Genomic DNA, 25,563 nt, shown 5'->3' with positions numbered 1-25,563 from the left:
ATGGAATTCATTCGAGACTATGCGGATTGGTTCTACCTGATTGGTGCTGTCCTCTTTATCTTAACTTTACGTGGTTTGTCTGGCCCGAAGACGGCAATTCAAGGTAACCGTTACGGCATGATCGCAATGGCGATTGCTGTAGTGACCACCTTCTTTGTGGCAGATCATCCTGTGATTTGGATGATTGGCGGTGCGATGGTGCTGGGTGCGATTGTGGGTATTGCCCGTGCGCGTACTGTACCTATGACGCAGATGCCTGAAACGGTCGCATTGATGCACTCTTTGGTGGGTCTGGCTGCGGTATTAATTGCAATTGCGGCAATTCTACATAATAACCAACTGACTGCGTTATTTGCACAAAATGAAGCTGCATTAACTGCTGCGGGTGTGCAACATGCACACATGAGCAAGGTTCATTTATTTGAATTGTTCGTGGGCTGTTTCGTCGGTGCGATTACCTTTACAGCGTCTGTATTCGCTTATGGTAAATTGGCTGCGAAAAAATGGGCAAAAACCATTTCTGGTGCATGGGTTAAACCTGTACAAGCACTGATTTTCCTTGCAATGTTGGCGTGTGGTGTGTACTTCTTCACGACAGGCAACATGAATGCATTTTGGGCCATGACTGCACTTGCACTTGCATTCGGTTGGGTGTGGATTGCACCAGTCGGTGGTGGTGATATGCCAGTCGTGGTATCGCTATTGAACTCTTTCTCTGGTTGGGCAGCAGCAGGTATTGGTTTCACACTTGAAAACAATATGTTGATCGTTGCGGGGTCACTGGTGGGTTCTTCAGGTGCGATTCTGTCTTACATTATGTGTAAAGCTATGAACCGTTCAATCATCAACGTTTTGTTTGGTGGTGCAATGGGTGGAACTGCGGTAGCTTCTGCGGACAAAGGCGAACAAGCACAGCGTAACCATCGTTCTGGTTCAGCAGATGATGCAGGCTTCTTGATGTCGAATGCAGACAGCGTTGTGATCGTACCGGGTTATGGTATGGCACAAGGCCGTGCACAAAATGCGGTGAAAGAATTGTGTGAAATCTTGAAAGAACAAGGTGTAAAAGTGCGCTTCGCCATTCACCCAGTTGCTGGTCGTATGCCGGGTCACATGAACGTACTTTTGGCTGAAGCAGACGTAGCTTATGAAGACATCTTAGAGATGGATGAGATTAACTCTGACTTCCCTGCAACAGATGTGGTGCTTGTGATTGGTGCGAATGACGTGGTCAACCCTGCGGCGAAAGATGATCCAACATCTCCAATCTATGGCATGCCAATTCTTGAAGCACATAAAGCACGTACCATTATGGTCATCAAACGCTCTATGGCGACAGGTTATGCAGGTCTAGACAACGATTTGTTCTATAACGAAAAAACCATGATGATCTTCGGCGATGCGAAGAAAGTGGTTGAAGACATGACCAAAGCAATCAATGGTGGTGGACACTAATCCTCCTCCTAGAGTATATAAAGACCACCTTCGGGTGGTTTTTTTATGTTTGCAGCTTTTGCTAAGATGATGTTTAACTTTTCAATAAGAAAACAATATGAACATAAATCAGATCTGGTTTCAGGTGTTGCTGATATTTGGTGTGTTTGTTTTGAGTCAAACTACACGGGCTCAGGTCTTCGAAATAAAAAATGCATCGAAGCACTATGATGTAAAAATGACGACGAACTGTACGGACAGTAGCTGTGATGGACAAGCCAATATTGATCTTTACCTAAAAGGGACAGCACAGCGCTTTCAGCATTTTTCCTCGGCTGAATTGACGATGGATCTGGACGAAACTGACAAACCATCTGTCAATGTGGTGCAGCTTTATGGTGAGCAAAGTGCCGTGATTTTTGCCGACTTTAATTTTGACGGGAGTGAAGATGTGGCCATCCGTAATGGTAACTATGGTGCTTATGGCGGGCCAACTTACGATGTTTATGTGTTTCATCGGACTAAAAATAAATTTGTGCTGAGTCAGGAGTTATCGGCCTTAACTCATGAAAATTTGGGCATGTTTGAGGTCGATCCAAAACAGAAAAGAATCTTAACCTTCAATAAAAGTGGATGTTGTTATCACATCCGTTCGGAATATATTGTGATTCCTAAACATGGTTTGAGTCTAGTCAAAGAATTTATTGAAGATGCAACAGTCCAAGAGGGAAAGGTTAAAGTGACGGAGCGAACGCTGAATCGTGGTCGATGGGTAGAGAGGGTTCATTATTATGCTGTGGATGAGTACTATAAAAACTAAAAGCTATGTTTTATCAATCCGCTGATAAATTCATTTTGACCTCGTGTATGGTGTATCGCTTTTTCACCTTGTTTGAATTGTCCATTTATATTGGCGGGCATGGATCATGATTAAATATCTGTAAGGTGTTGAAACACTGGCATTGATTTTGCAATTGAGATGAATAATCTTTGGGGGATTATTCATGAAAAAAATAAAATACTTACTCTTCTTTGTGTGCTGTATTGCTTTACCCAGTTTTGCTGCAGAGCCCCTGCCAACACAGGCTCAAAATATTCAAGAAATTCGTCTCTCGCTCGATAGTGTCTGGGTGGTGCTCGGTGGCATTTTAGTGTTTTTCATGCAAGCAGGTTTTGCCCTAATTGAAAGCGGTTCGGTGCGCTCTAAAAACACCATTAATGTACTCATGAAAAACTATATGGATGCCTGTTTAGGGGGCTTGGTGTTTTGGTTGATTGGCTTTGGTTTGATGTTTGGTGTCAATTCGAGTGGCTGGATAGGAACCTCACACTTTGCCCCCAATACCATGGATGACTGGCACTGGAACCTCTTGTTCTTTCAAATGATGTTTGCTACCACAGCCACGACGATTGCCAGTGGGGCGATGGCTGAGCGGATTCACTTCGTGGCGTATATTGTGAGTGCTGCGGTGGTCAGTGGTTTGATCTACCCGATTTTTGGTGCATGGGCTTGGGGAAGTTTATTTGACGGCGAAGGTTGGCTAAAAGCCATGGGCTTTATCGACTTTGCTGGTTCAACGGTGGTGCATTCGATTGGTGGATGGGTAGCCTTAGCTGGAATTATTGTGCTGGGACCCCGTTTAGGGCGGTTTGGACGCAATGGGCAAGTACATTATCTGGCAGGGCATAATTTACCGTTGGTGGCGCTAGGCGGTTTTGTTCTATGGCTGGCATGGTTTGGTTTTAATGCGGCCTCTACCGTGAAGGCAGATGTGAGTATTGGGCGGATTGCCTTGAATACGCATTTGGCGGCGTGCGCTTCGGCAGTTGCCTATATGGTTTATACCCTAATACGTGGCAAAGCAATTTTAATGCGCGGCACCATTAATGCCTCCTTGGGTGGACTGGTTGCAATTACGGCGGGCTGTGCAACCATGAGTCCAGTGTATGCCATTATCAGTGGTGCGGTTGCAGGTGTGTTGGTCAGTATTTTACCGGTGGTGATGGAAAAACTCCGCTTGGATGATGTGGTCGATGCGGTGACTGTACATGGTTTTTGTGGGGCGTGGGGTACATTGGCTGCAGGGTTGTTTTTTGAAAACCAAATGTTTAATGCGGGGATCATTGCGGTACAAGGCTTGGGTATTTTGACAGCCTTTGCATGGGGCTTTGGTGTGGCATTGATCGTCTTTAAAATCTTAGACGCCGTTCTTGGTGGTTTGCGGGTGAGTAAACAACATGAACAACGTGGCTTGGACTATACCGAACATGCAGAACTGTCTTATCCCGAGTTTCAGCGTGATGTGACGTTTGAAACTGATGATATGACCAAACGTCATTAATGAAAGAGGATAGCTCATGTCGACTGAAACATTAACTATTGTACAAAAACGCCAAGCGATCGAGCGTGGATTGAGTCAGTACTTACAAGGAACACTTTTAGAGCAAGTATTGAATCACTGGGAAGCGAAATATGGTGATCAACCCTCCTTTGTCCTGAATCGTTTTTTGAGTGAAATTTGTACCACAGAGGAATTACGTTACTTTCGAAAAGACATGCTCAAAAATGTCTTGGCAGAGATGGCCCAAGTTGAAAAACAAGTGTTGTTGAACCCATCTGCAAAAGCATCGAAAAGCGAACAAGGGGGAGCAGTGTTACTCGATGCATTGACGTTTTTTATGCAAAATATCTGTCAAGCAGTCAAAGCCGTTGATGTGCAGGAGTTTGAGCGTGAGGTGAAAACGCAGCTAGACGCTTTATCCATTGTGATTGATACATATCAGGCCTTGGATGATCGAGCAGTACTCGAAGCTTTGCCCATGACTCAATATGCGCAGGTCTTGACGGTCTGTTATGAAAATTATTGTGAATTTTATGGTCCAGCAAAAGCAGATCAACTCTATGCCCATGTGAAGCGCCAAGTGAAAGAGCGTTACCCAATGGTCGATATGCATCGCTTAATTTAAATAAAAATAGACATAAAAAAAGCGACCTTCAGGTCGCTCTTTTCATATTAGGCTACAGTTTCTTCTGGGGCTGCACGCCAAAGGCTTTCTAGGTCGTAGAAACGACGTGCTGTTGGCAACATCACGTGCACAACAACAAAGCCAAGATCAATCAAGATCCATTCTGCATCACGTTCGCCTTCGACACCGAGAGGGCGGAAGCCTGCTTTACGTGCTTCTTCAGCAACGTTATCAGCAAGTGCTTTGATGTGACGCGTTGATGTACCGCTTGCAATCACAATTGCATCAGCGACGTTGCTGATTAGGCTGACATCAATCGCTAAAATATCTTTTGCTTTTACATCTTCAAGGGCTTCATGTACAACTTTTAAGCAAGCTTGTACGTCGGCAGCTTGGGTATTCATTGCGAAATCGTGAGAATTAGAAGCGCTGGGCGATGGTTCTAAATTCATAAAGGGAATTTTTCCGGACAATAACTCATCTTATAATATAGCGTTTTTAGGCGAAAATTTCAAATCCACAATGGTTCAACTTTGAGGATGTGCAGCAAAGTATTTTGCCTTCCATGCAAAGGACTGAGTTGAAACAGTTTTTGGTCGATATTCCGCCGCAATAAAACCGTCATAACTGCTGTGTTGTAGCCATTCAAAAATATTTGCATACATAATTTGTGCAGTATCTGGCTCGTGCCGCCCCGGACAGTCTGCAAATTGGATGTGACCAATATCTTGAATATTTTCTTGTAGCCCTTGCAACACATCCTCACCCATCATGGCCATGTGATAGCAGTCATATTGCATTTTAAGTGCAGGGTGTTGTACTGCTTCTAACATTTCCTGTGCTTGGGCAATATTTTGCACTAAGAAGCGTGGCATATCCGTGCCGTTGATCATTTCAAAGACAGGTTGAATGTCATGTTCACTGAACATATGGCAGGCCAGTTTCAGGTTTTTGGACAAGGTATTTAAACAGGGCAGTAGGTCGGCATCTAGGGGTTGTTTGCCAGCAAGGATATTCACACTTGGCACTTTGAGTGCGCTGGCATATTGCACTGCTAACTGAAGAGCGTGATGAAACTCTAGCTCGTTGCCGGGAACTCCGGCGAGACCATTGCCACCTGTCATTAGGTCGCCCGCAGGAACGTTAATGAGGCAGAGACTTAAGTCATGAAGCGTAAGCTGAGTTTGAATTTGTTCAATGCTAAGTTCATAGGGAAATTGGATTTCCACATGTTTAAAACCAACGGCTTGAGCTAAGGCAAAACGCTCAAGCAGCGGCACTTCGGTAAAAATCATGGATAAATTTACAGCAAGTTTGGTCATGATTTTCTCCTGATTTTATTTGGCTTGTTGTTCTACTTGTAAGATGACTGAGGCAAGATCAGCTTCAGCATAGCCTTGTTGTTGGTGTGCTTGCAATTGCTGAAGTGCTCGCGCTGCAACAGGAATGTCGAGTTGGTGCTGCTCAGCAAGCTGCACGGCATTGTTTAAGTCTTTAGACAGGGTTTGAACTTTCCACTGTACGGGCTCAAATAGATGACTCGCCATACGCGGACTTAAAATTTGGAAGGGTTTCGAATCTGCAAAACCGCCTGCAAGTGCAGGTGCAAGTAAGCGAGTGTCCACGCCAGCTTTGGCTGCTAAAGCAACCGCTTCTGCAATCAGAGTGCTATTGGCTGCCACAATCAGTTGATTACAAATTTTGGTGGCTTGTCCTGTTCCAGTGTTGCCCATACAGGTGACACGTTGCGACAAGATATTATAAATCAAAGACAGGTCTTGAATCGTCTGTGTATCGCCACCAGCAAAGATGACCAGCGTACCTTGTTCTGCACCGACAGTTCCCCCCGAAACAGGTGAGTCGATCCATTGCACTTGTTTTTGTTCGGCACGTGCTGCAAGACTCAGGGTTTGCTCCACCGAAAGACTGGAAAAGTCGATGATCACTTGCTTTGCCGTCAAAAATGGTTCGATTTGTTCATAAACGCTGAGTGCAGCTTTGTCGTCAGCTAAACAGGTCAGCACTACAGGATATTCGGCAATATTCTGTAGTGCTAAGTCTGTTGCCCCCAAATCAATGAGTGTATCGCAGGCACTACTGGTACGGTTCCATACCGCGACCTCGAAACCCGCTTGAAGTAAGCGGGTGGCCATACGGCTGCCCATGAGTCCCATGCCGAGAAATGCAATTTTAGTGTGTCGATCGAAACTCATGGGACCCTCTTGGATTGTCAGTGGTTAAATACTGTTATTTGTATTGGCGTGGTAGATACTGCACGTCGGGTTGTTTATCTTTCTTACGTGCGATTTGGCTATTTTTACCTAACAGTAATTTGAGCTGCCAAATTTTTTCCAAACGTAAGGATTTTTTAGGCTCATGCTGCATAGCATCCAACACATATTTTGAGGCCATGAGTGCATCTGGTGAGCGTTGTAACATTTCTTCTGCAATGGCTTGAGCTTTAGCAAGCGGTGATTCATCAAGATGTGTGACTAAGCCAATTTCTTTGGCATAAGTTGCATCGAAAATACGTGCCGTAAGTGTTAATTCTTTGGCAAGATCTAGTCCGATCAAACCTTTCAAAGAACGCGTCAGTCCCATATCCGGAACCAGTCCCCAACGGCTTTCCATAATCGACATTTTGGTTGCAGGGTGTGCCACACGAATATCCGCCGCTAAAGCCAGTTGCATACCAGCGCCAAAGCAAAACCCTTCAATCGCGGCAATCACAGGAACAGGCAGTTCTTGCCAAATTAGGAAGGCTTTTTGAAAGAGGCTTTGTCCCGGTTTGATCAGTTCCCACGCGGCATAGGCGCGATTCTTCGGATTGTTCAAATCGGCAAGATCAATGCCTGCACTAAAGACTTGCGCTTCACCAGTAAGGATGACACAGCGAATGCTGCGGTCTTTTTTAATTTTTTCAGCAGTTTTAACCAATTCGCGCAACAGGTCGAAACTCATCGCATTGCGTTTGTCTGGGCGGTTAAGTGAAACAGTGGCAATGCCGTTTTTGTTTTCAATGCGAAGTAAAGCCATGATGAGAACTCTTATTTTTTGCTCGCACGGAGCATAGCATAGCTCCCGTGCGGATAAATGACACCAAGAGTCACGTCGCAACTTGTCTTTGGTGTCATGCTTTTTTGAATGTTTTATGGGCTATGTTTGATTAAAATTTGCTGTGCCGCATGTTGTACTTGTTCAATCACGACTTTGAGTTCATTGAAACGCTTGATGGTTTCTTGAACAAACTGTTCATCTGCTTTACGACGCTCTTTACGTAAGGTTGAAACAAACTGTTCAAATGTCCCTGTTGCTTCTTGTAAGTTGGGTACACCGACATAGCGTGTTGCACCATACAGACGGTGTAGCACATGTTCCAATTGTGGGAAATCTTCCATTTCAATCAACTGCTTCATTTCATGTAGCTCAGTATCAAAACTATCCATTAACATACGCAATAAGTCGACTGCTAAGTCTTCTTTATTGGCGGCCAACTGTAAGCTTTGCTGCCAGTCGAGTACCTTCGGATCGAGTGCTTCAATCACGATGGCTTTTTCAACAGGTGAGCCTTTGTTGAAACGATCAGTGGTCCAATGGGTCAAGATTTGAATGATCTGATCAATTTGAATAGGTTTGGTGACATAGTCATCCATGCCGACTTGCAGTAGTTTTTGTTTTTCGTCAGCCAATGCATGTGCGGTGAGGGCAATAATAGGCAAACGCTTATGATTTTCAATGGTTGACTCCAGCGCACGAATGGCACGTGTGGTATCGACCCCCGACATGACAGGCATTTGAATATCCATAAATACCAAATCAAAAGCTTTGCTGTCGTGTTCAGCGCGTTCTTGTAAAATCTCTAAGGCTTGTTGACCGCTTAAAGCTTTTGTTGTCGTGACATTCAACTCGCCCAGTAGGGCTTCAAGGACAATCAGGTTGGGAAGATGGTCATCCACCGCTAAAATATGTAAGCCTTGACCATTGAAGGACTCCATTTCGTCTTCTTCAAATAGCGGTTGATTGCTGAGCAATTGAATCAAAGCACTCCGACTGAGTGGTTGGTATAATGGTCGTGCGCGATACTCATTCAGCGTGGTTAAATCAAGTGACATCTGGTAGCCATAAACCGCAAGGTTACCGCTATAACGCTGACGAATTTCTTTTAATAAGGCTTCGGTATCACCACTGTGGTCAACAATCAACCATGTGTTTTCCACATCTTGAGGCAGTCTGTTGAGGTGACTGAACAAGTCTAAAATTGAACTCGATTCGATGTGCTCCACAGCATAATCTTCAAGATAATGGCGCAGAATATTGGCTGTTGCAGGATGTGCCAAATACGAGACCACTTGCATATCGCTAAACTGAGGATGTTCAACGTACTCATCTTCTTCATTGACCATAAACATGGCGGTAAACCAGAAGGTGGAACCTTTTTCGGTTGGCGCGCGTTCTTGGTTGTCCTCAAATCCAATTTGCCCCTGCATCAAATGCACCAGCTGTTTGGAAATCGCTAAGCCTAGACCTGTACCGCCAAATTGACGCGTGACCGAAGCATCGCCTTGCGAGAAAGACTCAAACAGTTTTTTACGGTCGGTTCCACTGAGTCCGATGCCGCTGTCTTGTACACTAAAGTGCAATAGGCACTGTCCAATATCATCTTGTTCCATTCTTGCGCGGACGATGATCTCGCCATCAGGAGTAAACTTAATGGCATTGGAAATCAAGTTGGTTAAAATTTGTTTGAAGCGTAGGGCATCTCCAACCACATGCTTTGGCACATTGTCGGCATAGTAAAAGGCCATATCGATATGCTTTTGTGCAGCAAGAGGAGACAGCATATCCATAACATCAAAAATTGCTTCTTCTAAATCAAAAGTTGCAGTATCGAGTTCTAGTTTACCGGCATCAATTTTTGAAAAATCTAAAACATCATTAATCAGTGCCAGTAAGTGTGCAGATGATTTTCGGATGGTTTGTAAATACAGATTTTGATCATTGTTGAGGTTGTCTTGACGCAGTAAGAGGTGAATAAAACCATCAATACTGTTCAGTGGCGTGCGCAGTTCATGGCTGATATTGGCCAAGAACACTGACTTGGACTGACTTGCTGAAATGGCTTGGTCACGCGCTTGACGATAGGTAATGTTTTGCACTTCTAAAGTGTCAAGGGTTCGACGTAAATCGTCTTCCGTTTGCTCAGTGTGTTCTTTCAATTCTAAAAAACTAAAATGCAGGCGTTTCACCACATTGGCAATATCGCGTTGTAGCAAGCGTAATTCACCGGTGCTGTTAATCAGCATGTGTTGATCGAGGGTATCGGCATTTAAACGTTGCAGCTGCATGCGAATTTCATACATCGGCGCAATCCAGCGACGCGAGTAGAAATTTAAACAGAGTAAAAGCAATAAGAGTGTCAACAGACCTGTCGCAATCAACACAATCAACACGCGATAACGGGCAATTTGTAAGGGCTGGTTATCTAATTCAACCACTAACTGCGCAGGCGTGCCTGTAAATTGGTTGATGGGTAAACCATATACAGTATTGCCTTTAAAATTCATTGGGCCAAAAAAATCAGTATTTTTTCTCAGCGCTGGCCACGGCGCTTGGTCTTGGTAGCCAATGCTGAGTTTATTATTACCTTTGTCATCAATAATTGCGGCACGAATCAGATGTTTTTCATCTAACATCTTTTGCATCAAATAACGTGCATTTTCATACTGCCAAGGGGAGGCATTCACCAAATTGATCGCCGCTTCTGCATCCAGCTGATAGCGCGTTAAAATCGCTATCGCCATTTGTCGCTGCTGGGCTTTGGCCGCATTTGAAGTTTCGGTAATAACCAGTAATGCACCTACACAGGCCAAAATCATAATCGGCACGAAAATAAGTGCAATGAGCTGTCCATAAGCATGGTTTAAGTGCAGACGATTAAATAACTTTTTATTGATATTTGACATGGTGCAAGTGATTTATTCCCTATGCTTTGAAGTGTAGCACGCTTTATAAAAAATCGATGGTGCTTTAATCACTTTCACGAAAAAGCACGCTAAATGGGTGCAGGGACTGGCATTTTTCCATACAATAGGCGCACCTCGATCAAGGTAAAAAGAATGAGTACTACATCCACTGATTTTCAAGCAGACGAATTTTTGTTAGATCACTATGTTGGAAAAACTCCACTGGTGCGTTTACAGCGTCTGGCTAGTCACACTCAAGCAACAGTATTGGCGAAATTAGAAGGTAACAACCCCGCAGGTTCTGTCAAAGACCGTCCCGCGTATAACATGATTATGCAAGCGGAAAAGCGAGGGCAAATCCAGCCGGGCGATACCTTGATTGAAGCGACCAGTGGAAATACCGGCATTGCATTGGCGATGGTTGCTGCGATGCGTGGCTATCAGATGAAACTGATTATGCCGAACAACATGAGCCAAGAACGTAAGGATGCAATGCGTGCTTATGGCGCGGAACTGATTGAAGTGACCAAAGAACAGGGCATGGAAGGTGCACGTGATTTGGCTTTGCAAATGCAAGAAGAAGGCAAAGGGCACGTACTCAACCAGTTTGGTAATCCTGATAATGTTGAAGCACATTATTTAACGACTGGGCCTGAACTTTGGCAGCAAACAGGTGGCAAAATCACTCACTTTGTAAGTTCAATGGGCACTACAGGTACCATTATGGGGGTCTCTAAATATCTCAAAGAGATGAACCCCGACATTCAAATTATTGGCTTACAGCCATCGGATGGTTCAAGTATCGCAGGGATTCGCCGCTGGCCTGAAGAATATTTACCAACGATTTTTGACCGCAGTCGGATTGATCAAATTATTGATATTCCGCAAATTGAAGCGGAAAAAACCATGCGTAAATTGGCGCAAAAAGAAGGGATTAGCGCAGGAACTTCTTCAGGTGGTGCGGTGTGGGCATCGATTAAAATTGCTGAAGAAAACCCTGGTGCTGTCATTGCGTGCATTATTTGTGACCGTGGTGACCGTTATTTATCGACGGGTCTTTTCTCTGTGGTCGATCCTGAATAAAACAATAAAAGAGAGTCCTGCTATGCGTTTACCCGTTCTCACCTTTGATATCGAAACAATGACAGATTTGAGATCGGGGGCGCATTTATATGGTTTAGATTTGCCTGAGGCTGATTTGGAGGCGGCACTGACCAAATTGCGTCGCCAAGAATCAGGCATGGATTTTCAGCGTTTGGCTTTGCATGAAATTGTGTGTATTTCAGGCTTATGGCTGGATGACCAAGGCCAGATGAAACTTTTTTCTTTTAGCCGTGAGCAATATTCGGAAGCAGAAATCCTCAGTAAGTTTTTATCCATATTTGATAAGCGCTTACCAACTTTAGTGAGCTGGAATGGTGCTCAGTTTGACTTACCTGTAATCATGCTTCGTGCTATGTATCATGGTTTAACTGCACCTGCTTTGTTCGATCAAGGCGAAATTGACACACAAAAGCGCTATAATAACTATCAGAACCGTTATCATCAGCGTCACATCGACCTGATGGATGTGATGGCAATGTTTAATGGACGTCATTTCCAAAAGCTAGATGATGTTGCCCATTTATTGGGGTATCCCGGTAAACGAGGCGATGGGGCTTATCATGTACCTGAATATGTTCGGGCGCAGGAATGGCTCAAACTCACCAGTTATTGTGAAGGTGATGTGCTAAATACATGGTTGGTGTATTTGCGTTGGCTCTTGCTCAAAGGGCAATTGCTCGCTCAAGACCACCGTCACTTTATCGATCAAACCATCCAGTTTTTACAGGCTCAACCGCAGCATCAAGACTTTTTGTCGGTGTGGCGTGAGACTTCACAGCAGACAGCTTTTACCGCTGCCGATTTTTCCCCTTCCCATCTATAGGTACACATGAAACATAGAGCCAAACCTCGTCCAACTCAACAGCCCAGTTATATTTTTCAGGTTGAGTCACTTTCGCATGAAGGACGCGGCATAGCGCACTATGGTTCGCATCCAGACCATCCTGCAGAGAAGCAGGGTAAAAAAGTCTTTATTAACTATGCATTGCCGGGTGAAACGGTTAAAGCGCAGATTACCCATGCGGTAAAGCGTTTAGAGGAAGCCGATGCTGTTCAACTCCTCAGTGAAGCCTCTGCTTTTCGGGTTGAGCCGAAGTGTCCGCATTTTAAAAGCTGTGGTGGCTGTAATATGCAGCACATTCATCCCGATGAGCAAATTCGTTTAAAGCAAGAAGTGCTTAAATCGCATTTGCAGCATTTTGCAGGGATTCAACCTGAAGAGTGGTTGCCGCCTTTGCGCTCTTTACGTGAAGACTACCGCCGTAAAGCACGCATTGGGGTGCGTTATTTGCCGCACAAAGATCAATTGGTCGTGGGTTTTCGAGAGCGTCAAACCAATAAACTAACTTCAATTGATCGCTGCTTGGTGTTAGATCAAGCGTTTGGTTCAATCACACGCTTGAAGCAGTTACTCCAAAGTCTAACAGCCAAAGCGGCTATTGGTCATATAGAATTGGCCATGGGGGATTGTGACATCGCCCTCACGGTGCGACATACTGAAAAATTAAACACAGAGGATGTCAACCGATTAAAACAATTTGCGTTAGACAGAGGGTGGCAGTTGTATTTACAAGCTGCTGGCCCAGACAGTCTAAAGCGTATGGATGATGAACATGCAGAGATGCGTTTACATTATCGTTTAAATGATTTTGATGTGGCATTTGGATTTAACCCACACGACTTTACTCAAGTAAACTCAACCATTAACCCGCAAATGGTGAAATTGGCATGTGACTTGCTAGATTTAAAACAAGGAGAACGTGTTCTCGATTTGTTCTGTGGTCTAGGAAATTTCTCTTTGCCTTTGGCTCGATGCGTGGGAGCAACAGGACAAGTGGTTGGTGTTGAAGGCAGTGAAGAAATGGTTCAACGTGGTGCAGAAAATGCGGAACGCAATGCTCTTGGCCAGTTGAAGTTCTTTTCACAAGATTTAACAAAAGATTTCTCGCATCATTCTTGGGCAAATCAAGGATTTGATGCATTATTGATAGATCCTCCACGTGCAGGCGCAGAGGAAATAATGCATTATATGCCTAACTTTGGTGCAAAAAGAATCGTTTACGTGTCGTGTAATCCAGCGACACTCGCAAGGGATGCGGGGCTGTTGGTACAACAGGGTTATCGATTAGTGAAAGCCGGTGTGATGGACATGTTTACCCACACAGGTCACGTTGAGTCGATAGCATTGTTTGAAAAAGATAATGAGATAAACGATTAAAGAATATGAAGCGTAAAAGTGTAGGAGAAGGGTATGGTCACAGTACGTGAGCAACTACCTGGACGACTCAATGAGTTGTCTCAGGAGGCGACTGTAGAGCATGCCGAACAAGCTCAACATGATTTGGCTGAATGGTTAGATCGTGTTCGAAGCATATTAGATGATGCGAAGCTTGAGCAACTCGAAGAAGTTGCCAATTTGACTTTACAAAAAGAGTTAGAAACCACGGTTAATCATCGTTCCAATACCTTTTATACCGGTATTGAAATGGCGGATATTCTGGCCCATCTACATGTCGATGAAGACACCTTGGCTGCTGCGATGCTCTATCGTGGTGTACGCGAAGGCGTGATTCCTTTGGCGGAAGTACAAGAGCATTTTGGCGAACAAGTGCATGCACTGGTCAAAGGCACTTTGGCTATGGGTAAGTTGTCCGACCTCATCGAGCAGAATAAACGCCTCGAAGATCACTTTAATAACAATCAGCGCGAGCACTTAAACGGCATTTATAAAATGTTGATTTCGGTGACGGAAGACGTGCGCGTTGTATTGATCAAATTGGCTGAGCGAACTTATGCACTGCGTGAATTGGCGACCTCATCTAAAGAACGTCAAGAGCGAGTAGCACGAGAAATCTTAACCATTTACTCACCTCTGGCACACCGTTTAGGGATTGCGCAGTTAAAGTGGGAACTGGAAGATTTAGCCTTTCGCTATTTAGCACCCGATCGCTATAAAGAAATTGCGACGCTGCTGAATGAAAAGCGACTGGAGCGTGAGCAATATATTCAGTTTGTGATTGATACATTGCGTGCATCTTTGAACGAGCATGGTATTGAAGCTGAAATTAGTGGCAGGGTAAAACACATTTATTCGATTTATCGAAAAATGAAAAGTAAGAACCTGAGCTTCGATCAGCTCTATGACATTCGTGCCGTTCGAGTCTTGGTTAAAACGGTTCCTGAGTGCTATCACTCGTTGGGGATTGTTCATCAAATTTGGCGGCATATACCGCATCAGTTTGATGACTATATTACCAATCCCAAAGCCAATGGTTACCGCTCACTGCATACGGCTGTGATTGCGGAAAACAAATCACTGGAAGTTCAGATTCGTACCAAGAGCATGCATGAAGAAGCAGAGCTTGGGGTGTGTTCGCACTTTAACTATAAAGAGGGCGGTAAGAATACTGATCGCTCTTTTAACCATCGTTTACATTCATTGCGTGCAGTACTTGAACACTATCAAGAGCGCAATGATGCGAATGTACATAAGTCGGATGAAGACTCTGAAAATTTTGAGCAAATTCAAGATTTTGAGGATTTTGAGAAGATTTATGTATTTAGCCGTGATGGCGATATTAAAGAGCTCCCACGTGGTTCGACCGTACTCGACTTTGCTTATCATGTGCATACTCAAGTCGGTAATAAGTGTTATGCCGCGCGAGTGAATCAGCGCTATGTTCCGCTGACTTATACCTTAAAAACGGGTGAGCAAGTTGAGATTTTAACCAAGAAAGACCGTGAGCCAAACCGTGATTGGTTGGTGAACTCTTTAGGTTATATCAAGACGGCGCGTGCGCGTGACAAGCTGCGTCACTGGTTTAGACAACAAGACCGCAGCAAAAACTTGGAAGTAGGCCGTGACCTGCTTAACAAAGAACTTTCACGTTTAGCAATTCACCCAAAAAGTATTGATTTGAATGATTACTGCAATCATTTTAATGTCAAAGCGGGTGAAGATATTCTGATTGCACTGGTCAATGGTGACATTAGCCTGCATGCCTTGATCAATCAGGTGAATCGTCATATGCATTTGGATCAGGACGAACCTGAACTGGTGCTGAAGCCGACATTGAATCCACGTGCTAGTCATACCTTGTCAGCGCATGGCATTTTGATTGATGGTTTAGATAACGTTGAGCTACATGTGGCGCAGTGTTGTCAGCCTGTGCATGGTGAGTCAATTGCGGGTTATATCACCTTAAACCGTGGGGTGAGCATTCACAAAGTGGCATGTCCTGACTACTTACGCATGATTCAAAATGAACCTGAACGTGCAGTAGAAGCCGATTGGGAAATGCAGCCAACGCGTGGTCAGAGTGTGCAAATTGTGGTGGAAGCTTATGATCGCCGTGGTTTGCTCAAAGATTTGACCCAAGTGATTTTCTCCGATCAAATCAATATTCGTCAGGTCAATACCATCTCTGAAGCAGACGGTATTGCCAATATGAAATTGTTGATTGAAGTTAAAGGCTTATCGCAACTATCAAAACTGTTGGCGCGATTAGAGCAACAACCAGGCATTATTAGTGCGCGTCGTTTGGTGCAAGGTAACTAAGCGAATTGAAAAGAAAGAGCCTGCAATTGCAGGCTTTTTTTATTTGGAAAGGTACAAATTGGTCAGGCGATTGAGAAATTGGGGACTGATTTTACTCAGTTGAAATAAAAGCTTGGCTTTAGCGCCCACGGCTTGATGCGTTGCAGTGAGTGCCGTATCTTTTGCAACAGCACGTTGAAAAACGTGTTGCGCTACATCTTCTGCAGTTAAGTGTACCCCCATGTTTTGAATACTCTTCGCTTGCATATCTTGCACCATAGCAGTTTGTACAAATAGCGGCATGACATCTAATACGCGAATGCCATATTTCTGCCATTCGGTATCTAAGCCTTCGGTGATGCCGCGTACCGCAAACTTACTGGCAGAGTACGAGACTAAATCGGCTTGACCATAGATGGCTGAAGCTGAAGAGAGGTTGATGATGCGGGCAAAATTCGCTTGTTTGAGGTAGGGCAATGCAGCGTGGCAACCATTCAGTACACCATTGACATTGATCGACATGGTTTTGTGATGTGCCCCGATCTCTGTTTGTTCAAAAGGCCCTGAGAATAGAATTCCTGCATTATTGACCAAGACATTGAGCTCGCCTGCCCATGCGACAAACTCGGCTAAAGCAGTTTGCCAGTCTTGATAGTTGGAAACATCGAGCTGTCCTGCTTTGGCATTTGGGCCGAGGCTAGCTGCCAGCTGTTGGGCTTGAGCGCTATTGATGTCATAAATCCCGACTTTATAGTGATGTGCATAAAATAAGCGGGCGATGGCTGCACCAATACCTTGGGCTGCACCGCTAATCAAAATACTGCGCATTGAAACTGCTCCTTGTTGCTCTTTTTCTTGATGTTATTGTTGTGATTGGATTGAGCATAACAAATGAATGCCGTCATAATGTAATTTTTATCAATATGATTTTTGAAGAGAGATAAACATGGAACAATTGCTGAACGTGATGCGTGAGTTACGTGAAAAGTGTCCATGGGATCAACAGCAAACCCCGGAAAGTTTAACTCGCTATGCCATTGAAGAGGCTTATGAGGTTGAAGCTGCCGTGCGTTCAGGTAAAGCTGATGAGGTGCGTGATGAGTTGGGGGATTTGCTGCTACAGGTGGTGTTCCAGTCACAGATGTATGCCGAGCAAGGGGCTTTTAATTTTCAAGATGTGGTTCATGCCATCACAGAAAAACTAATTCGTCGTCATCCCCATGTCTTTCAAGCACAGCAGTTTTCAGCTTTGTCTGCCGAAGATGTGGGCGTGCTTTGGAAGCAAATTAAACAACAGGAAAAACAAGGTAAGGCACAGTCACGATTAGACAGCATCAAGCATGGCCCTGCCTTACAACAAGCGGAACAGATTCAAAAACATGCAGCACAGATCGGTTTTGACTTTCCTGATGTGGCCGGTGCTTATGCCAAGCTTGAAGAAGAATTAGCTGAATTGAAATATGCGGTTCAACAGCAGAATTCCGATGAAATAGCAGATGAATTTGGCGATTGTTTATTTTCAATGATCAATGTTGGACGTAAACTGGGCGTCTCAAGCGAAATGTCGCTTTTGAGTACGATTTACAAATTTCGCACTCGTTTTGCTTTCATTGAAGATCAAGCTTTGCAACAACAAAAAAAGATAGAGCAGATGTCTTTAGAAGAAATGGATCAACTGTGGGAGCAAGCCAAATTACAACTGAAATAATAAAAATGGTGGCTTGAATTGATAAAAATAAAAGTAAGTTTGTTGATCATTGCGTTGTTATTACTGAGTTTGCTGGCTTGGGTGCCGACCAGTTATGCACAGTCTTTTGATCAGAACTACCTGAACTGGAAAGCAGAGCAGCAGGCGTGGGATGATCGTATTCAAGCACCAAAGCGCGTGAAACGTGCTGTGTCTCCTGTTCAGGCCCAACCTGTGTCGGGTGCAAATAAAATTAGTTTAAATCAAGCCAGTGTCGATCAACTACAGCAACTTCAGGGTGTGGGTCTAAAAAAGGCACAGGCAATCGTGGCCTATCGCCAAAAACAAGGGCCATTTAAGACCATAGATGAGCTACAACAGGTGCGCGGGATTGGACCGGCAATTTTTGCAAAAAATAAAACCCGTTTGGGCTTGTGAAAAAAGCGGTGTCATTTATTGGTGAATTGATCAGAATCCTGCTTTGCTTTCGATAATCAAATTGCCCTTTGATTGTGTTAGATATATGATTAGCGTCATCTTAGAATTTTACGTTTAGGCGTAGGAGACAGCGGCTTTTGCAAACTTTGCGCGCGTCAAAATGTGGTTTATCAACCGCTCAATTACCTTCTTACATTTTAGATGTGATCGATGCATTAACTAAGGCAGGCTATGAAGCGTATATCGTCGGTGGCGGTGTCCGCGACATGATGCTTGGTCTAAATCCCAAAGATTTTGATGCAGTGACCAATGCAACACCGTCACAGGTAAAAGAAGTTTTCGGACGACGTTGCCGTATTATCGGGCGCCGTTTTGAGCTGGCTCATGTCTATTCAGGTCGTGAGTTGGTTGAAGTGGCAACTTTCCGTGCACCGCCGAAGAAAGAAGTCACCTCTGCGCAAGGCATGATTTTGCGTGATAACAATTGGGGTACGATAGAGCAAGACTTTGCTCGCCGTGATTTTTCAATTAATGCAATGTACTATCAGCCACGTAAGGGCGTTGTCTTAGATTTCTGTCATGCTGTGGATGACATTAAAAATAAAACCTTACGTCTACTGGGCGATGCACAAACGCGTTTTGAAGAAGATCCTGTGCGAATGCTGCGGACTTTACGTTTTGCCGCAAAATTAGGCTTCTCAATCGATCAGCAAATTCTCGACGTTTTCACCTTGGAAATGACACAGTTGCTGCGTGATGTTTCGCCGCACCGTTTATATGATGAATCTCAGAAGCTGTTCACGATGGGACATTTAAATCGTGTGTTGCCAATGTTGATCGATTTCGGCATTTGGAAGCAGTTATTTGCAGATATCCAACCGAATATCACCCCATTTATTGAACGTGCCGCTAAAAATACCGATCAGCGTATTCAAGTGGGCAAAACCATCAATCCTGCATTTTTCTATGCGGTGTTGTTATGGAAGCCGTTCTTGGAGCGTTGTGAGTTTTATAGCAGTAAAGGTGTGGTTGCGGCTGAAGCTCGTGCACAAGCGGGACTTGATGTATTAAAACGCCAAGCCACGCGGACCATTATTCCACGTTTTGCTGAAACCTTCATTCGTGAGGTGTGGGAAATGCAAACTCGACTACTCAACCCGAAAGCACAGCAAATTCAAGCCTTATCTAGCCATGCACGTTTCCGTGCAGGCTTCGACTTCTTATTGCTTCGCGAAAAATCCGGTGATGAGGGTACGCTCGGCATGGGACAGTGGTGGGATGCCTATCAGTTGATGAGCACCGATGAAAAAGAACGTGCCATTAGTCAATATAATCGCCAACGTGCAAAATCACGTCGCAGTGGTAAAGCAAGTGCTGAAGAAGCGGCGATTGCCAAAACGGTAAGTCATGAAATTGAGCCTTTGGTGCAAGAGCAAGAATCACGCAGTCGCCGTGCACGTAAACCGAAGCAACACGCTGAAGCTCGTACCCAGACTGGTAAGGGAACAGGTCACAGCTCAACCGAGATTGGTGCAGATCACCCGATTTTAAAACGTAAGCGTGTTCAACGTGATTTAAGCAGCGTGATTTTTGGGCCGACACAATGAGCATCGTCACGTACATTGGTCTAGGTAGCAACTTAGGCGACTCTAAAGTGATTTTGACTGAAGCGGTGCACAAGTTGGCTAGTCTTGGCGATGTGAAGATCTCCAAGTTGTATCAAAGCCCACCGATGGGACCGCAAGACCAACCCAATTATTTAAATGCCGTGGTGCAACTCAGCACAAACTTGGCACCGTTGGCTTTGCTGGATGAGCTGCAACGTTTTGAGCAAGAGTCGGGACGTGTACGTTTACGCCATTGGGGTGAACGCACTTTAGATTTAGATTTACTGATCTATGCAGAAGAGAAAATTCAGCATGAACGCTTAACCGTGCCACATGTCGGTGTGATGGAACGGGATTTTGTGTTGATTCCGTTGCTGGATTTAGACCCAAATTTACACATTGATGGTATTGCGTTGAAACAGTTGCCTGTTGTACAACAACCCACGTTGAGCGTGCTGGATGCAGGCAATTGGGCAGAGATTTAATTTAGCCGAGCTAAAGATGTTGAAAGGAATAGTTTGATGATTAGTTTAAATGACTTAAGAAAATTTAAAGCAGAAGGTCGCAAATTTTCCTGCCTGACTTGCTATGATGCAAGTATGGCAAAGGCAATGGAACTTGCTGAAATTGATACCATTTTAATTGGTGATTCGCTTGGTATGGCGATTCAAGGTCGTGATTCCACTTTGCCGGTTACAGTTGAAGATATGGCTTACCATACCGCAGCTGTACGCCGTGGTAATCAGCATGCCTTGATCATGACAGACTTACCGTTTATGAGCTATGCCACTTTAAATGATGCTTTGCAAAGCTCAAAAGTGGTGATGCAAGCGGGCGCGCAAATGGTCAAAGTTGAAGGTGGTGCATGGCTGGCTGAAACGGTTCAAGTTTTGACACGAAACGGTATTCCTGTATGTGTACACTTAGGTTTAACCCCACAGTCTGTACATGTGTTTGGTGGCTATAAATTACAAGCACGTACACGTGAAGCGGCAGATCAACTGATTGCGGACTGCCAAGCGGTGGTCGATGCAGGCGCTGCGGTGCTGTTATTAGAGTGTGTGCCTGCGCAGCTCGGTAAAGAAATTAGTGAGTTGTTCCCACATGTACCTGTCATTGGCATTGGTGCAGGTGTGGATACCGATGGTCAAGTCTTGGTGGTGCAAGATATGCTTGGACTGACTTTTGGTCGTGTTGCAAAATTTGTGCGTAACTTTATGAAAGAACAAGCAGGGGAAACGGCGATTTTGGATGCGTTCAAGGCATACCATGCAGCGGTGCTTGATAGCTCATTCCCTGCGAAAGAACAAACATTCCAAGTCGAGCTGTAAAACATGAAAACTGAAACCACGATCCAAGGCCTATCAGCATCATTGAACCCTGCGCGAACGGCTCGAAAAAGTATTGGTTTCGTCCCGACCATGGGGAACTTGCATCAGGGGCACTTGAACCTTGTACGCGAAGCGAAAAAACTCTGTGATGTGGTTGTAGTCAGTATTTTTGTGAATCCGATTCAATTTGGACCCAATGAAGATTTTGACAGTTACCCACGTACCTTGGAACAAGACCAGCGCTTGTTGGCCGAGGTTGGTTGTGACATCGTGTTTGCACCATCGGTTGAGCAAATGTATGGCAACAGTCCACGTTTGACCAATATTACTGTTTCAGATATCACCAATGATTTGTGTGGTCTACAACGCCCAGGTCATTTTGATGGTGTCGCCGTTGTGGTGACGAAACTGTTCAATATTGTGCAACCTAATTTTGCTTTCTTTGGTGAAAAAGACTATCAACAGTTGGCCGTGATTCGTCAATTTGTTCGTGATTTGAATATGCCGCTTGAAGTGATGGGTGTGGCAATTGCACGTGCAGAAGATGGTTTGGCTTTAAGTTCCCGTAATGGTTATTTAAGCGAAGAAAACCGTCAAAAGGCACCGATCATTTATCAAAGCTTAAAAGCAGCAGAGCAGTCGCTACAAACTGGTACAGCTTTAGCGGATGTGTTAGCAAATATAAAGGCGACATTGACACAGGCTGGCTTTGTTGTGGATTATGTGGAAGCACGCACGCCTGCATTGCAAAACGTAGATGCGTTTGACCAAGATGTGGTGCTTTTTGTTGCGGCAAAACTCGGGGCAACTCGTTTAATTGATAACTTGAAAGTGAAACATATTTAATCAAGCTCACCTCTCAAAGGATTAAGATGAAGCGCATTTTAATTGTTACAGGACAGTCTGGTTCGGGTAAATCCTCTGCATTACAAGTGTTGGAAGACCTCGGTTATTACTGTATTGATAATTTGCCTTTGGCCTTACTCCCAGAGATTGTGGCTAAGCTGGATCGGGAAAATAATCTTGAGCAGTTGGCGCTTGGTGTGGATGTACGCAGTACACGTGCAGATTTGCAAGAGTTCGACTTGGTGTTTGAACAATTGCAAAGGCATGGTACGGTCGATATTATTTATTTGACCACACGTGACCAAGAGCTGATTGCGCGCTTTAGTGCTTCACGTCGTCCACATCCGTTAGCGACACGCTTTCAAAGTTTGAACCAGTGTATTCAAGAAGAGAAAACCCTTTTATTGCCGATTAATTTGCGCTCAACCGTGCATATTGATACCACCGATAAAAGTGTGCACGATTTAAAGCATACCTTGCTGTCAAAATTGGGGCAGTCGGATAACCTGATTTTGATTTTGCAGTCTTTCGGCTTTAAACACGGTATCCCGTTAGATGCTGACTATGTGTTTGATGTTCGACATTTACCCAATCCCCATTGGGATTTAGAACTGCGGAAGTATTCAGGACTAGATGCCCCTGTGCAAAAATTTTTGGAACAAAGTGAGCAAACGCACGAAATGTTCCAAGATATTTACAAATTTTTAGATAAATGGTTACCAGCTTTTGCTGAAGGGCATCGTCACTATATGACCGTGTCAATTGGTTGTACGGGTGGGCAGCATCGCTCTGTATATATTGTGGATAGACTAAAAAAAGCCCTTGAGGCAAAATGGTCTATTCAGGTCCTCCATCGAGAAATGAAGCACTGGGCATGATTGACACAACAGTTGACGTAATTAATAAACTAGGGTTACATGCGCGTGCATCTGGCAAGCTCATTGAAGTGACCACCAAATTCCGTTCTTCAATCCAAATTGGAAAAGGAGACAAATTGGTGGATGCCAAAAATATTATGTCCCTCCTGATGTTAGGCGCAGGAAAGGGCACCACTTTACGCTTGGTGCTTGAAGGCGCAGATGAAGAACAAGCTTTATCTGAGATTCAGGCACTATTTGCAGCAAAATTTTACGAGGCAGATTAATCGTGGCACGTCGACCGCATAGTTTTACTGAAGAAGACTTTGAATCTTTAGAAGGACGTGCAAGTAAAACTGAACAGAAAAAAGCCGTACAACGTATGGCATCTTTGGGTTCTCAACTTGCAGAGTTGAACACTAAACAAATTCAAAACTTACCTGTTGAAGAGCGTTTGATTGAAGCCCTTTTGGATGTGAAACTGATTACATCAAATGAAGCTCGTCGTCGCCAATTTTTACGTATTGGTAAGTTGTTGCGTAATGAAGATGAAACGGTGATTTTGTCTTATTTGACACCGCAACAAGGCGCGAAAAAAACTGCTCAATTACAGCGTTGGGTTGATCGTATGATCAAAGATGGTGATGTGGTCATTAATGAGTTTTCCAAAACTTATAATGCCGCGGAACGTCATACCATTCGTCAGCATGTATTGCGTATTCACCGTGATATGAAACAGCAGGCTGATGAAGAACAACTTAAAGCTTCTCGTTTAAAGTTGTTTAACTACATTCAGCAAGTGGCTTTAATTTCAGATAATTAAGTCATTTAGACATAAAAAAAGCGACCTTCAAGGTCGCTTTTTTATTTGAGAATATTTGTTTGTATAAACTGCTGAATGTTTAGCTAAACTCGCCCGTTGCACGCTCTTTGGCCCAATCGCGTAGGACAAATTTTTGTAACTTGCCTGTCGACGTTTTTGGAATTTCAGTAATCACCACATCTTTTGGGACTTTAAAACGTGCCAGATGTTGCTTACAGAATTCAATGATTTCCTCAGGTGTGGTTTCTTTGCCTGCTTTGAGTTCAATAAATGCACAGGGCACTTCTTGCCAGCGAGGATCGGGTTTCGCGACCACCGCAGCCGTTAAAATAGCAGGGTGTTGATAAAGAATTTCTTCAACTTCTAGTGATGAAATATTCTCACCTCCAGAAATGATCACATCTTTAGAGCGGTCGGTAATTTTGGCATAGCCATCGGGTTGGCAGACTGCAAGATCGCCAGTATGGAACCAACCACCAGCAAAGGCTTCTGCGGTGGCTTCAGGGTTTTTGAGATAACCTTTCATCACAATGTTGCCACGGAACATAATTTCACCCATGGTCTGACCATCATGCGGGACAGGTTGCATGGTATCTGGATCCAGCACTTTCATGCCATCTTGCAGTGGGTACGGAACACCTTGGCGTGAGTGCAGTTGTGCTTGTTCTTGAATCGATAAGTCAGACCAACCCGCTTGAGACGCACAAAGCGCAGAAGGGCCATAGGTTTCAGTGAGGCCATAGACATGGGTGACATTGATGCCGATATGACGCATGCCCTCAATAATTGCAGCAGGAGGTGCAGCACCTGCTACCATTACTTCGACGCGGTGTTCAAAGTGAACCCGTTGCTCTTCAGGGGTATTGATCAGCATTGATAACACAATCGGCGCACCGCAGAAATAATCGACTTTGTGCTCAGCGATGAGTTTAAAAATGAGTTCAGGGTCAATTTTACGTAAACAGATGTTGGTGCCACCATTGGCTGCCATGGTCCATGCAAAGCACCAACCGTTGCAGTGAAACAGGGGTAGGGTCCACAAGTAGGTCGCACGAGGTGTCATGCCACAAGCAATGATGTTACTGGCTGCATTGATATAAGCCCCGCGGTGATGATAGACCACCCCTTTCGGGTTACCTGTTGTTCCCGAGGTGTAATTTAGGCTAATGGCATCCCATTCATCTTGAGGTAAATGCCACTCAAAGTTTTCATCGCCTTCGGTTAACCAGTCTTCATACTCAATTTGACCAATGGGAGCTGCAAAACAGTTTTCGTACTCAGCATCATCTACATCAATCACAAAAATGTCGCGCTTGACCAAAGCCAAAGCCTCTTGTGCAACCGATGCAAACTCTGGATCCACCAATAAGACTTTGGTTTCTGCATGATCAAGCATAAATGCGATGGTTTTGGCATCTAAGCGCGTGTTCAATGTGTTGAGCACAGCACCTGCCATTGGGACTGCAAAATGTGCTTCGATCATTGCAGGGACATTGGGCAGCAAAACAGAGACAGTATCGTTCTTTGTGATTCCCAATTTTTGCAGTTGTGAAGCAAACTGGCGACAACGTTGATAAGTTTCACGCCATGAAATATGACGGTGGCCATGAATGATGGCATCTTGATGGGGATAAATATAGGCAGCTCGTTCTAAATAACGCAGCGGTGACAAAGCCACAAAGTTTGCGGGGGTTCTTGGTAGTTCGTCATAAGCGCTGACCATGTTTATCACTCCAAATTCAGTATTATTTTTCCATTGCTTAAAAGATATGCATTTTTCAGCCATCTTGCATTTATGCTTTAGTCGAGTTGCGCTTTTTAGATGAATTTATTGAACTTTTTTGTTTAGTTTATCTAAACCGAATCTATGAGTTCTATGCGATATAAACCCTTTTAGTTAGATTTTAGCCTGCTTTTTAAGCAAAATGTGTATGCATGTGTTACTGCATTGTTCAATAAAAAGTGACCG

24 protein-coding genes are annotated in these 25,563 nt (G+C 44.3%); 17 read left to right on the top strand and 7 right to left on the bottom strand.

Features of this window, described 5'->3' with window-relative positions:
* The 4 genes from AC0KVP_RS13875 (at nucleotide 1) to AC0KVP_RS13860 (ending at nucleotide 4,401) form a co-directional block, all read left to right on the top strand.
* Nucleotides 1-1,455 (top strand): NAD(P)(+) transhydrogenase (Re/Si-specific) subunit beta, encoded by a 1,455-nt coding sequence (locus tag AC0KVP_RS13875; RefSeq protein WP_004692329.1) that lies wholly within the window; start codon nucleotides 1-3, stop codon nucleotides 1,453-1,455.
* Nucleotides 1,456-1,552: 97 nt separating this feature from the next.
* Nucleotides 1,553-2,254 (top strand): FG-GAP repeat protein, encoded by a 702-nt coding sequence (locus AC0KVP_RS13870; RefSeq protein ID WP_473337369.1) that lies wholly within the window; start codon nucleotides 1,553-1,555, stop codon nucleotides 2,252-2,254.
* A 184-nt stretch (nucleotides 2,255-2,438) separates the two neighbouring features.
* Nucleotides 2,439-3,776: an ammonium transporter gene (locus tag AC0KVP_RS13865; RefSeq protein ID WP_473337366.1), complete on the top strand. Its 1,338-nt coding sequence runs from the start codon at nucleotides 2,439-2,441 to the stop codon at nucleotides 3,774-3,776.
* Between the two features lie 16 nt (nucleotides 3,777-3,792).
* Entirely contained in the window at nucleotides 3,793-4,401 is a 609-nt protein-coding gene (locus AC0KVP_RS13860; RefSeq protein ID WP_078425177.1) for a hypothetical protein, read from the top strand.
* A 47-nt stretch (nucleotides 4,402-4,448) separates the two neighbouring features.
* On the opposite strand, the gene rsfS is transcribed toward AC0KVP_RS13860, so the two are convergent.
* The 5 genes from rsfS to AC0KVP_RS13835 form a co-directional block, all read right to left on the bottom strand.
* Nucleotides 4,449-4,853 carry a ribosome silencing factor gene (gene rsfS, locus AC0KVP_RS13855; RefSeq protein ID WP_004692321.1) on the bottom strand — a complete coding sequence of 135 codons (405 nt, stop codon included), beginning with the start codon at nucleotides 4,851-4,853 and terminating at the stop codon, nucleotides 4,449-4,451.
* A gap of 75 nt (nucleotides 4,854-4,928) precedes the next feature.
* Entirely contained in the window at nucleotides 4,929-5,723 is a 795-nt protein-coding gene (locus AC0KVP_RS13850; protein ID WP_473337365.1) for a hydroxypyruvate isomerase family protein, read from the bottom strand.
* Nucleotides 5,724-5,738: 15 nt separating this feature from the next.
* Nucleotides 5,739-6,614, bottom strand: coding sequence for an NAD(P)-dependent oxidoreductase (locus AC0KVP_RS13845; RefSeq protein ID WP_473337363.1), 876 nt, complete (start codon nucleotides 6,612-6,614; stop codon nucleotides 5,739-5,741).
* A 34-nt stretch (nucleotides 6,615-6,648) separates the two neighbouring features.
* Complete coding sequence (locus AC0KVP_RS13840) at nucleotides 6,649-7,437, bottom strand: crotonase/enoyl-CoA hydratase family protein (protein WP_004692317.1); 789 nt, start codon at nucleotides 7,435-7,437, stop codon at nucleotides 6,649-6,651.
* Nucleotides 7,438-7,550: 113 nt separating this feature from the next.
* On the bottom strand, nucleotides 7,551-10,364 hold the full coding sequence (locus AC0KVP_RS13835; protein WP_473337361.1) for a GacS-like sensor histidine kinase: 2,814 nt from the start codon (nucleotides 10,362-10,364) through the stop codon (nucleotides 7,551-7,553).
* Nucleotides 10,365-10,517: 153 nt separating this feature from the next.
* On the opposite strand from AC0KVP_RS13835, the gene cysM reads away from it, so the two are divergent.
* Genes cysM through AC0KVP_RS13815 form a run of 4 tightly spaced genes read left to right on the top strand, consistent with a single transcriptional unit; the run spans nucleotide 10,518 to nucleotide 16,026 of the window.
* Nucleotides 10,518-11,447, top strand: a complete 930-nt coding sequence (gene cysM / locus AC0KVP_RS13830) for a cysteine synthase CysM (protein WP_005400763.1) — start codon at nucleotides 10,518-10,520, stop codon at nucleotides 11,445-11,447.
* Between the two features lie 22 nt (nucleotides 11,448-11,469).
* The gene (locus AC0KVP_RS13825; protein ID WP_004692313.1) at nucleotides 11,470-12,291 is read left to right on the top strand and encodes a 3'-5' exonuclease; all 822 of its coding nucleotides are present in this window, start codon (nucleotides 11,470-11,472) and stop codon (nucleotides 12,289-12,291) included.
* 6 nt (nucleotides 12,292-12,297) lie between these two features.
* The gene (gene rlmD / locus AC0KVP_RS13820; RefSeq protein ID WP_010325927.1) at nucleotides 12,298-13,686 is read left to right on the top strand and encodes a 23S rRNA (uracil(1939)-C(5))-methyltransferase RlmD; all 1,389 of its coding nucleotides are present in this window, start codon (nucleotides 12,298-12,300) and stop codon (nucleotides 13,684-13,686) included.
* Nucleotides 13,687-13,719: 33 nt separating this feature from the next.
* Nucleotides 13,720-16,026 carry a RelA/SpoT family protein gene (locus AC0KVP_RS13815; protein ID WP_004979149.1) on the top strand — a complete coding sequence of 769 codons (2,307 nt, stop codon included), beginning with the start codon at nucleotides 13,720-13,722 and terminating at the stop codon, nucleotides 16,024-16,026.
* 39 nt (nucleotides 16,027-16,065) lie between these two features.
* Here AC0KVP_RS13815 and AC0KVP_RS13810 read toward each other — a convergent pair whose 3' ends face one another.
* A complete protein-coding gene (locus AC0KVP_RS13810; RefSeq protein WP_473337360.1) occupies nucleotides 16,066-16,833 on the bottom strand; it encodes an SDR family oxidoreductase in 768 nt (255 codons plus the stop codon).
* A 118-nt stretch (nucleotides 16,834-16,951) separates the two neighbouring features.
* On the opposite strand from AC0KVP_RS13810, the gene mazG reads away from it, so the two are divergent.
* The 9 genes from mazG to yjgA all read left to right on the top strand — a co-directional run bounded on the left by mazG (nucleotide 16,952) and on the right by yjgA (nucleotide 23,594).
* Nucleotides 16,952-17,713, top strand: coding sequence for a nucleoside triphosphate pyrophosphohydrolase (gene mazG / locus AC0KVP_RS13805; RefSeq protein WP_473337357.1), 762 nt, complete (start codon nucleotides 16,952-16,954; stop codon nucleotides 17,711-17,713).
* Between the two features lie 18 nt (nucleotides 17,714-17,731).
* Complete coding sequence (locus tag AC0KVP_RS13800; protein ID WP_473337355.1) at nucleotides 17,732-18,130, top strand: ComEA family DNA-binding protein; 399 nt, start codon at nucleotides 17,732-17,734, stop codon at nucleotides 18,128-18,130.
* Between the two features lie 137 nt (nucleotides 18,131-18,267).
* Nucleotides 18,268-19,737, top strand: coding sequence for a polynucleotide adenylyltransferase PcnB (gene pcnB, locus AC0KVP_RS13795; RefSeq protein WP_473337352.1), 1,470 nt, complete (start codon nucleotides 18,268-18,270; stop codon nucleotides 19,735-19,737).
* Nucleotides 19,734-20,222 carry a 2-amino-4-hydroxy-6-hydroxymethyldihydropteridine diphosphokinase gene (gene folK / locus AC0KVP_RS13790; RefSeq protein WP_004692303.1) on the top strand — a complete coding sequence of 163 codons (489 nt, stop codon included), beginning with the start codon at nucleotides 19,734-19,736 and terminating at the stop codon, nucleotides 20,220-20,222. The genes pcnB and folK overlap by 4 nt, the downstream gene beginning before the upstream one ends.
* 36 nt (nucleotides 20,223-20,258) lie before the next feature.
* Nucleotides 20,259-21,068, top strand: a complete 810-nt coding sequence (gene panB, locus AC0KVP_RS13785; protein WP_004692301.1) for a 3-methyl-2-oxobutanoate hydroxymethyltransferase — start codon at nucleotides 20,259-20,261, stop codon at nucleotides 21,066-21,068.
* A gap of 3 nt (nucleotides 21,069-21,071) precedes the next feature.
* Complete coding sequence (panC, locus tag AC0KVP_RS13780; RefSeq protein ID WP_473337350.1) at nucleotides 21,072-21,914, top strand: pantoate--beta-alanine ligase; 843 nt, start codon at nucleotides 21,072-21,074, stop codon at nucleotides 21,912-21,914.
* A gap of 26 nt (nucleotides 21,915-21,940) precedes the next feature.
* Nucleotides 21,941-22,792: an RNase adapter RapZ gene (rapZ, locus tag AC0KVP_RS13775; RefSeq protein WP_004692298.1), complete on the top strand. Its 852-nt coding sequence runs from the start codon at nucleotides 21,941-21,943 to the stop codon at nucleotides 22,790-22,792.
* The gene (locus tag AC0KVP_RS13770; RefSeq protein WP_010325935.1) at nucleotides 22,789-23,058 is read left to right on the top strand and encodes an HPr family phosphocarrier protein; all 270 of its coding nucleotides are present in this window, start codon (nucleotides 22,789-22,791) and stop codon (nucleotides 23,056-23,058) included. Before rapZ ends, AC0KVP_RS13770 begins: the two co-directional genes overlap by 4 nt.
* Nucleotides 23,059-23,060: 2 nt before the next feature.
* Complete coding sequence (gene yjgA, locus AC0KVP_RS13765; protein WP_005400753.1) at nucleotides 23,061-23,594, top strand: ribosome biogenesis factor YjgA; 534 nt, start codon at nucleotides 23,061-23,063, stop codon at nucleotides 23,592-23,594.
* A gap of 79 nt (nucleotides 23,595-23,673) precedes the next feature.
* Here yjgA and AC0KVP_RS13760 read toward each other — a convergent pair whose 3' ends face one another.
* The gene (locus tag AC0KVP_RS13760) at nucleotides 23,674-25,317 is read right to left on the bottom strand and encodes an acyl-CoA synthetase (RefSeq protein WP_473337346.1); all 1,644 of its coding nucleotides are present in this window, start codon (nucleotides 25,315-25,317) and stop codon (nucleotides 23,674-23,676) included.
* Nucleotides 25,318-25,563 lie beyond the last annotated feature (246 nt).

This window comes from Acinetobacter sp. DL27, from assembly GCF_055810995.1.
The sequence above is the reverse complement of the archived record's forward strand: the minus strand, read 5'-3'. Positions and strand labels throughout refer to the sequence as shown.

Bases quoted from the DNA above. Each gene is read 5' to 3' on its own strand.
- AC0KVP_RS13875 (WP_004692329.1), top strand. From the start codon at position 1: ATGGAATTCATTCGAGACTATGCGGATTGGTTCTACCTGATTGGTGCT.
- AC0KVP_RS13870 (WP_473337369.1), top strand. From the start codon at position 1,553: ATGAACATAAATCAGATCTGGTTTCAGGTGTTGCTGATATTTGGTGTG.
- AC0KVP_RS13865 (WP_473337366.1), top strand. From the start codon at position 2,439: ATGAAAAAAATAAAATACTTACTCTTCTTTGTGTGCTGTATTGCTTTA.
- AC0KVP_RS13860 (WP_078425177.1), top strand. From the start codon at position 3,793: ATGTCGACTGAAACATTAACTATTGTACAAAAACGCCAAGCGATCGAG.
- rsfS (WP_004692321.1), bottom strand. From the start codon at position 4,853: ATGAATTTAGAACCATCGCCCAGCGCTTCTAATTCTCACGATTTCGCA.
- AC0KVP_RS13850 (WP_473337365.1), bottom strand. From the start codon at position 5,723: ATGACCAAACTTGCTGTAAATTTATCCATGATTTTTACCGAAGTGCCG.
- AC0KVP_RS13845 (WP_473337363.1), bottom strand. From the start codon at position 6,614: ATGAGTTTCGATCGACACACTAAAATTGCATTTCTCGGCATGGGACTC.
- AC0KVP_RS13840 (WP_004692317.1), bottom strand. From the start codon at position 7,437: ATGGCTTTACTTCGCATTGAAAACAAAAACGGCATTGCCACTGTTTCA.
- AC0KVP_RS13835 (WP_473337361.1), bottom strand. From the start codon at position 10,364: ATGTCAAATATCAATAAAAAGTTATTTAATCGTCTGCACTTAAACCAT.
- cysM (WP_005400763.1), top strand. From the start codon at position 10,518: ATGAGTACTACATCCACTGATTTTCAAGCAGACGAATTTTTGTTAGAT.
- AC0KVP_RS13825 (WP_004692313.1), top strand. From the start codon at position 11,470: ATGCGTTTACCCGTTCTCACCTTTGATATCGAAACAATGACAGATTTG.
- rlmD (WP_010325927.1), top strand. From the start codon at position 12,298: ATGAAACATAGAGCCAAACCTCGTCCAACTCAACAGCCCAGTTATATT.
- AC0KVP_RS13815 (WP_004979149.1), top strand. From the start codon at position 13,720: ATGGTCACAGTACGTGAGCAACTACCTGGACGACTCAATGAGTTGTCT.
- AC0KVP_RS13810 (WP_473337360.1), bottom strand. From the start codon at position 16,833: ATGCGCAGTATTTTGATTAGCGGTGCAGCCCAAGGTATTGGTGCAGCC.
- mazG (WP_473337357.1), top strand. From the start codon at position 16,952: ATGGAACAATTGCTGAACGTGATGCGTGAGTTACGTGAAAAGTGTCCA.
- folK (WP_004692303.1), top strand. From the start codon at position 19,734: ATGAGCATCGTCACGTACATTGGTCTAGGTAGCAACTTAGGCGACTCT.
- panB (WP_004692301.1), top strand. From the start codon at position 20,259: ATGATTAGTTTAAATGACTTAAGAAAATTTAAAGCAGAAGGTCGCAAA.
- panC (WP_473337350.1), top strand. From the start codon at position 21,072: ATGAAAACTGAAACCACGATCCAAGGCCTATCAGCATCATTGAACCCT.
- rapZ (WP_004692298.1), top strand. From the start codon at position 21,941: ATGAAGCGCATTTTAATTGTTACAGGACAGTCTGGTTCGGGTAAATCC.
- AC0KVP_RS13770 (WP_010325935.1), top strand. From the start codon at position 22,789: ATGATTGACACAACAGTTGACGTAATTAATAAACTAGGGTTACATGCG.
- AC0KVP_RS13760 (WP_473337346.1), bottom strand. From the start codon at position 25,317: ATGGTCAGCGCTTATGACGAACTACCAAGAACCCCCGCAAACTTTGTG.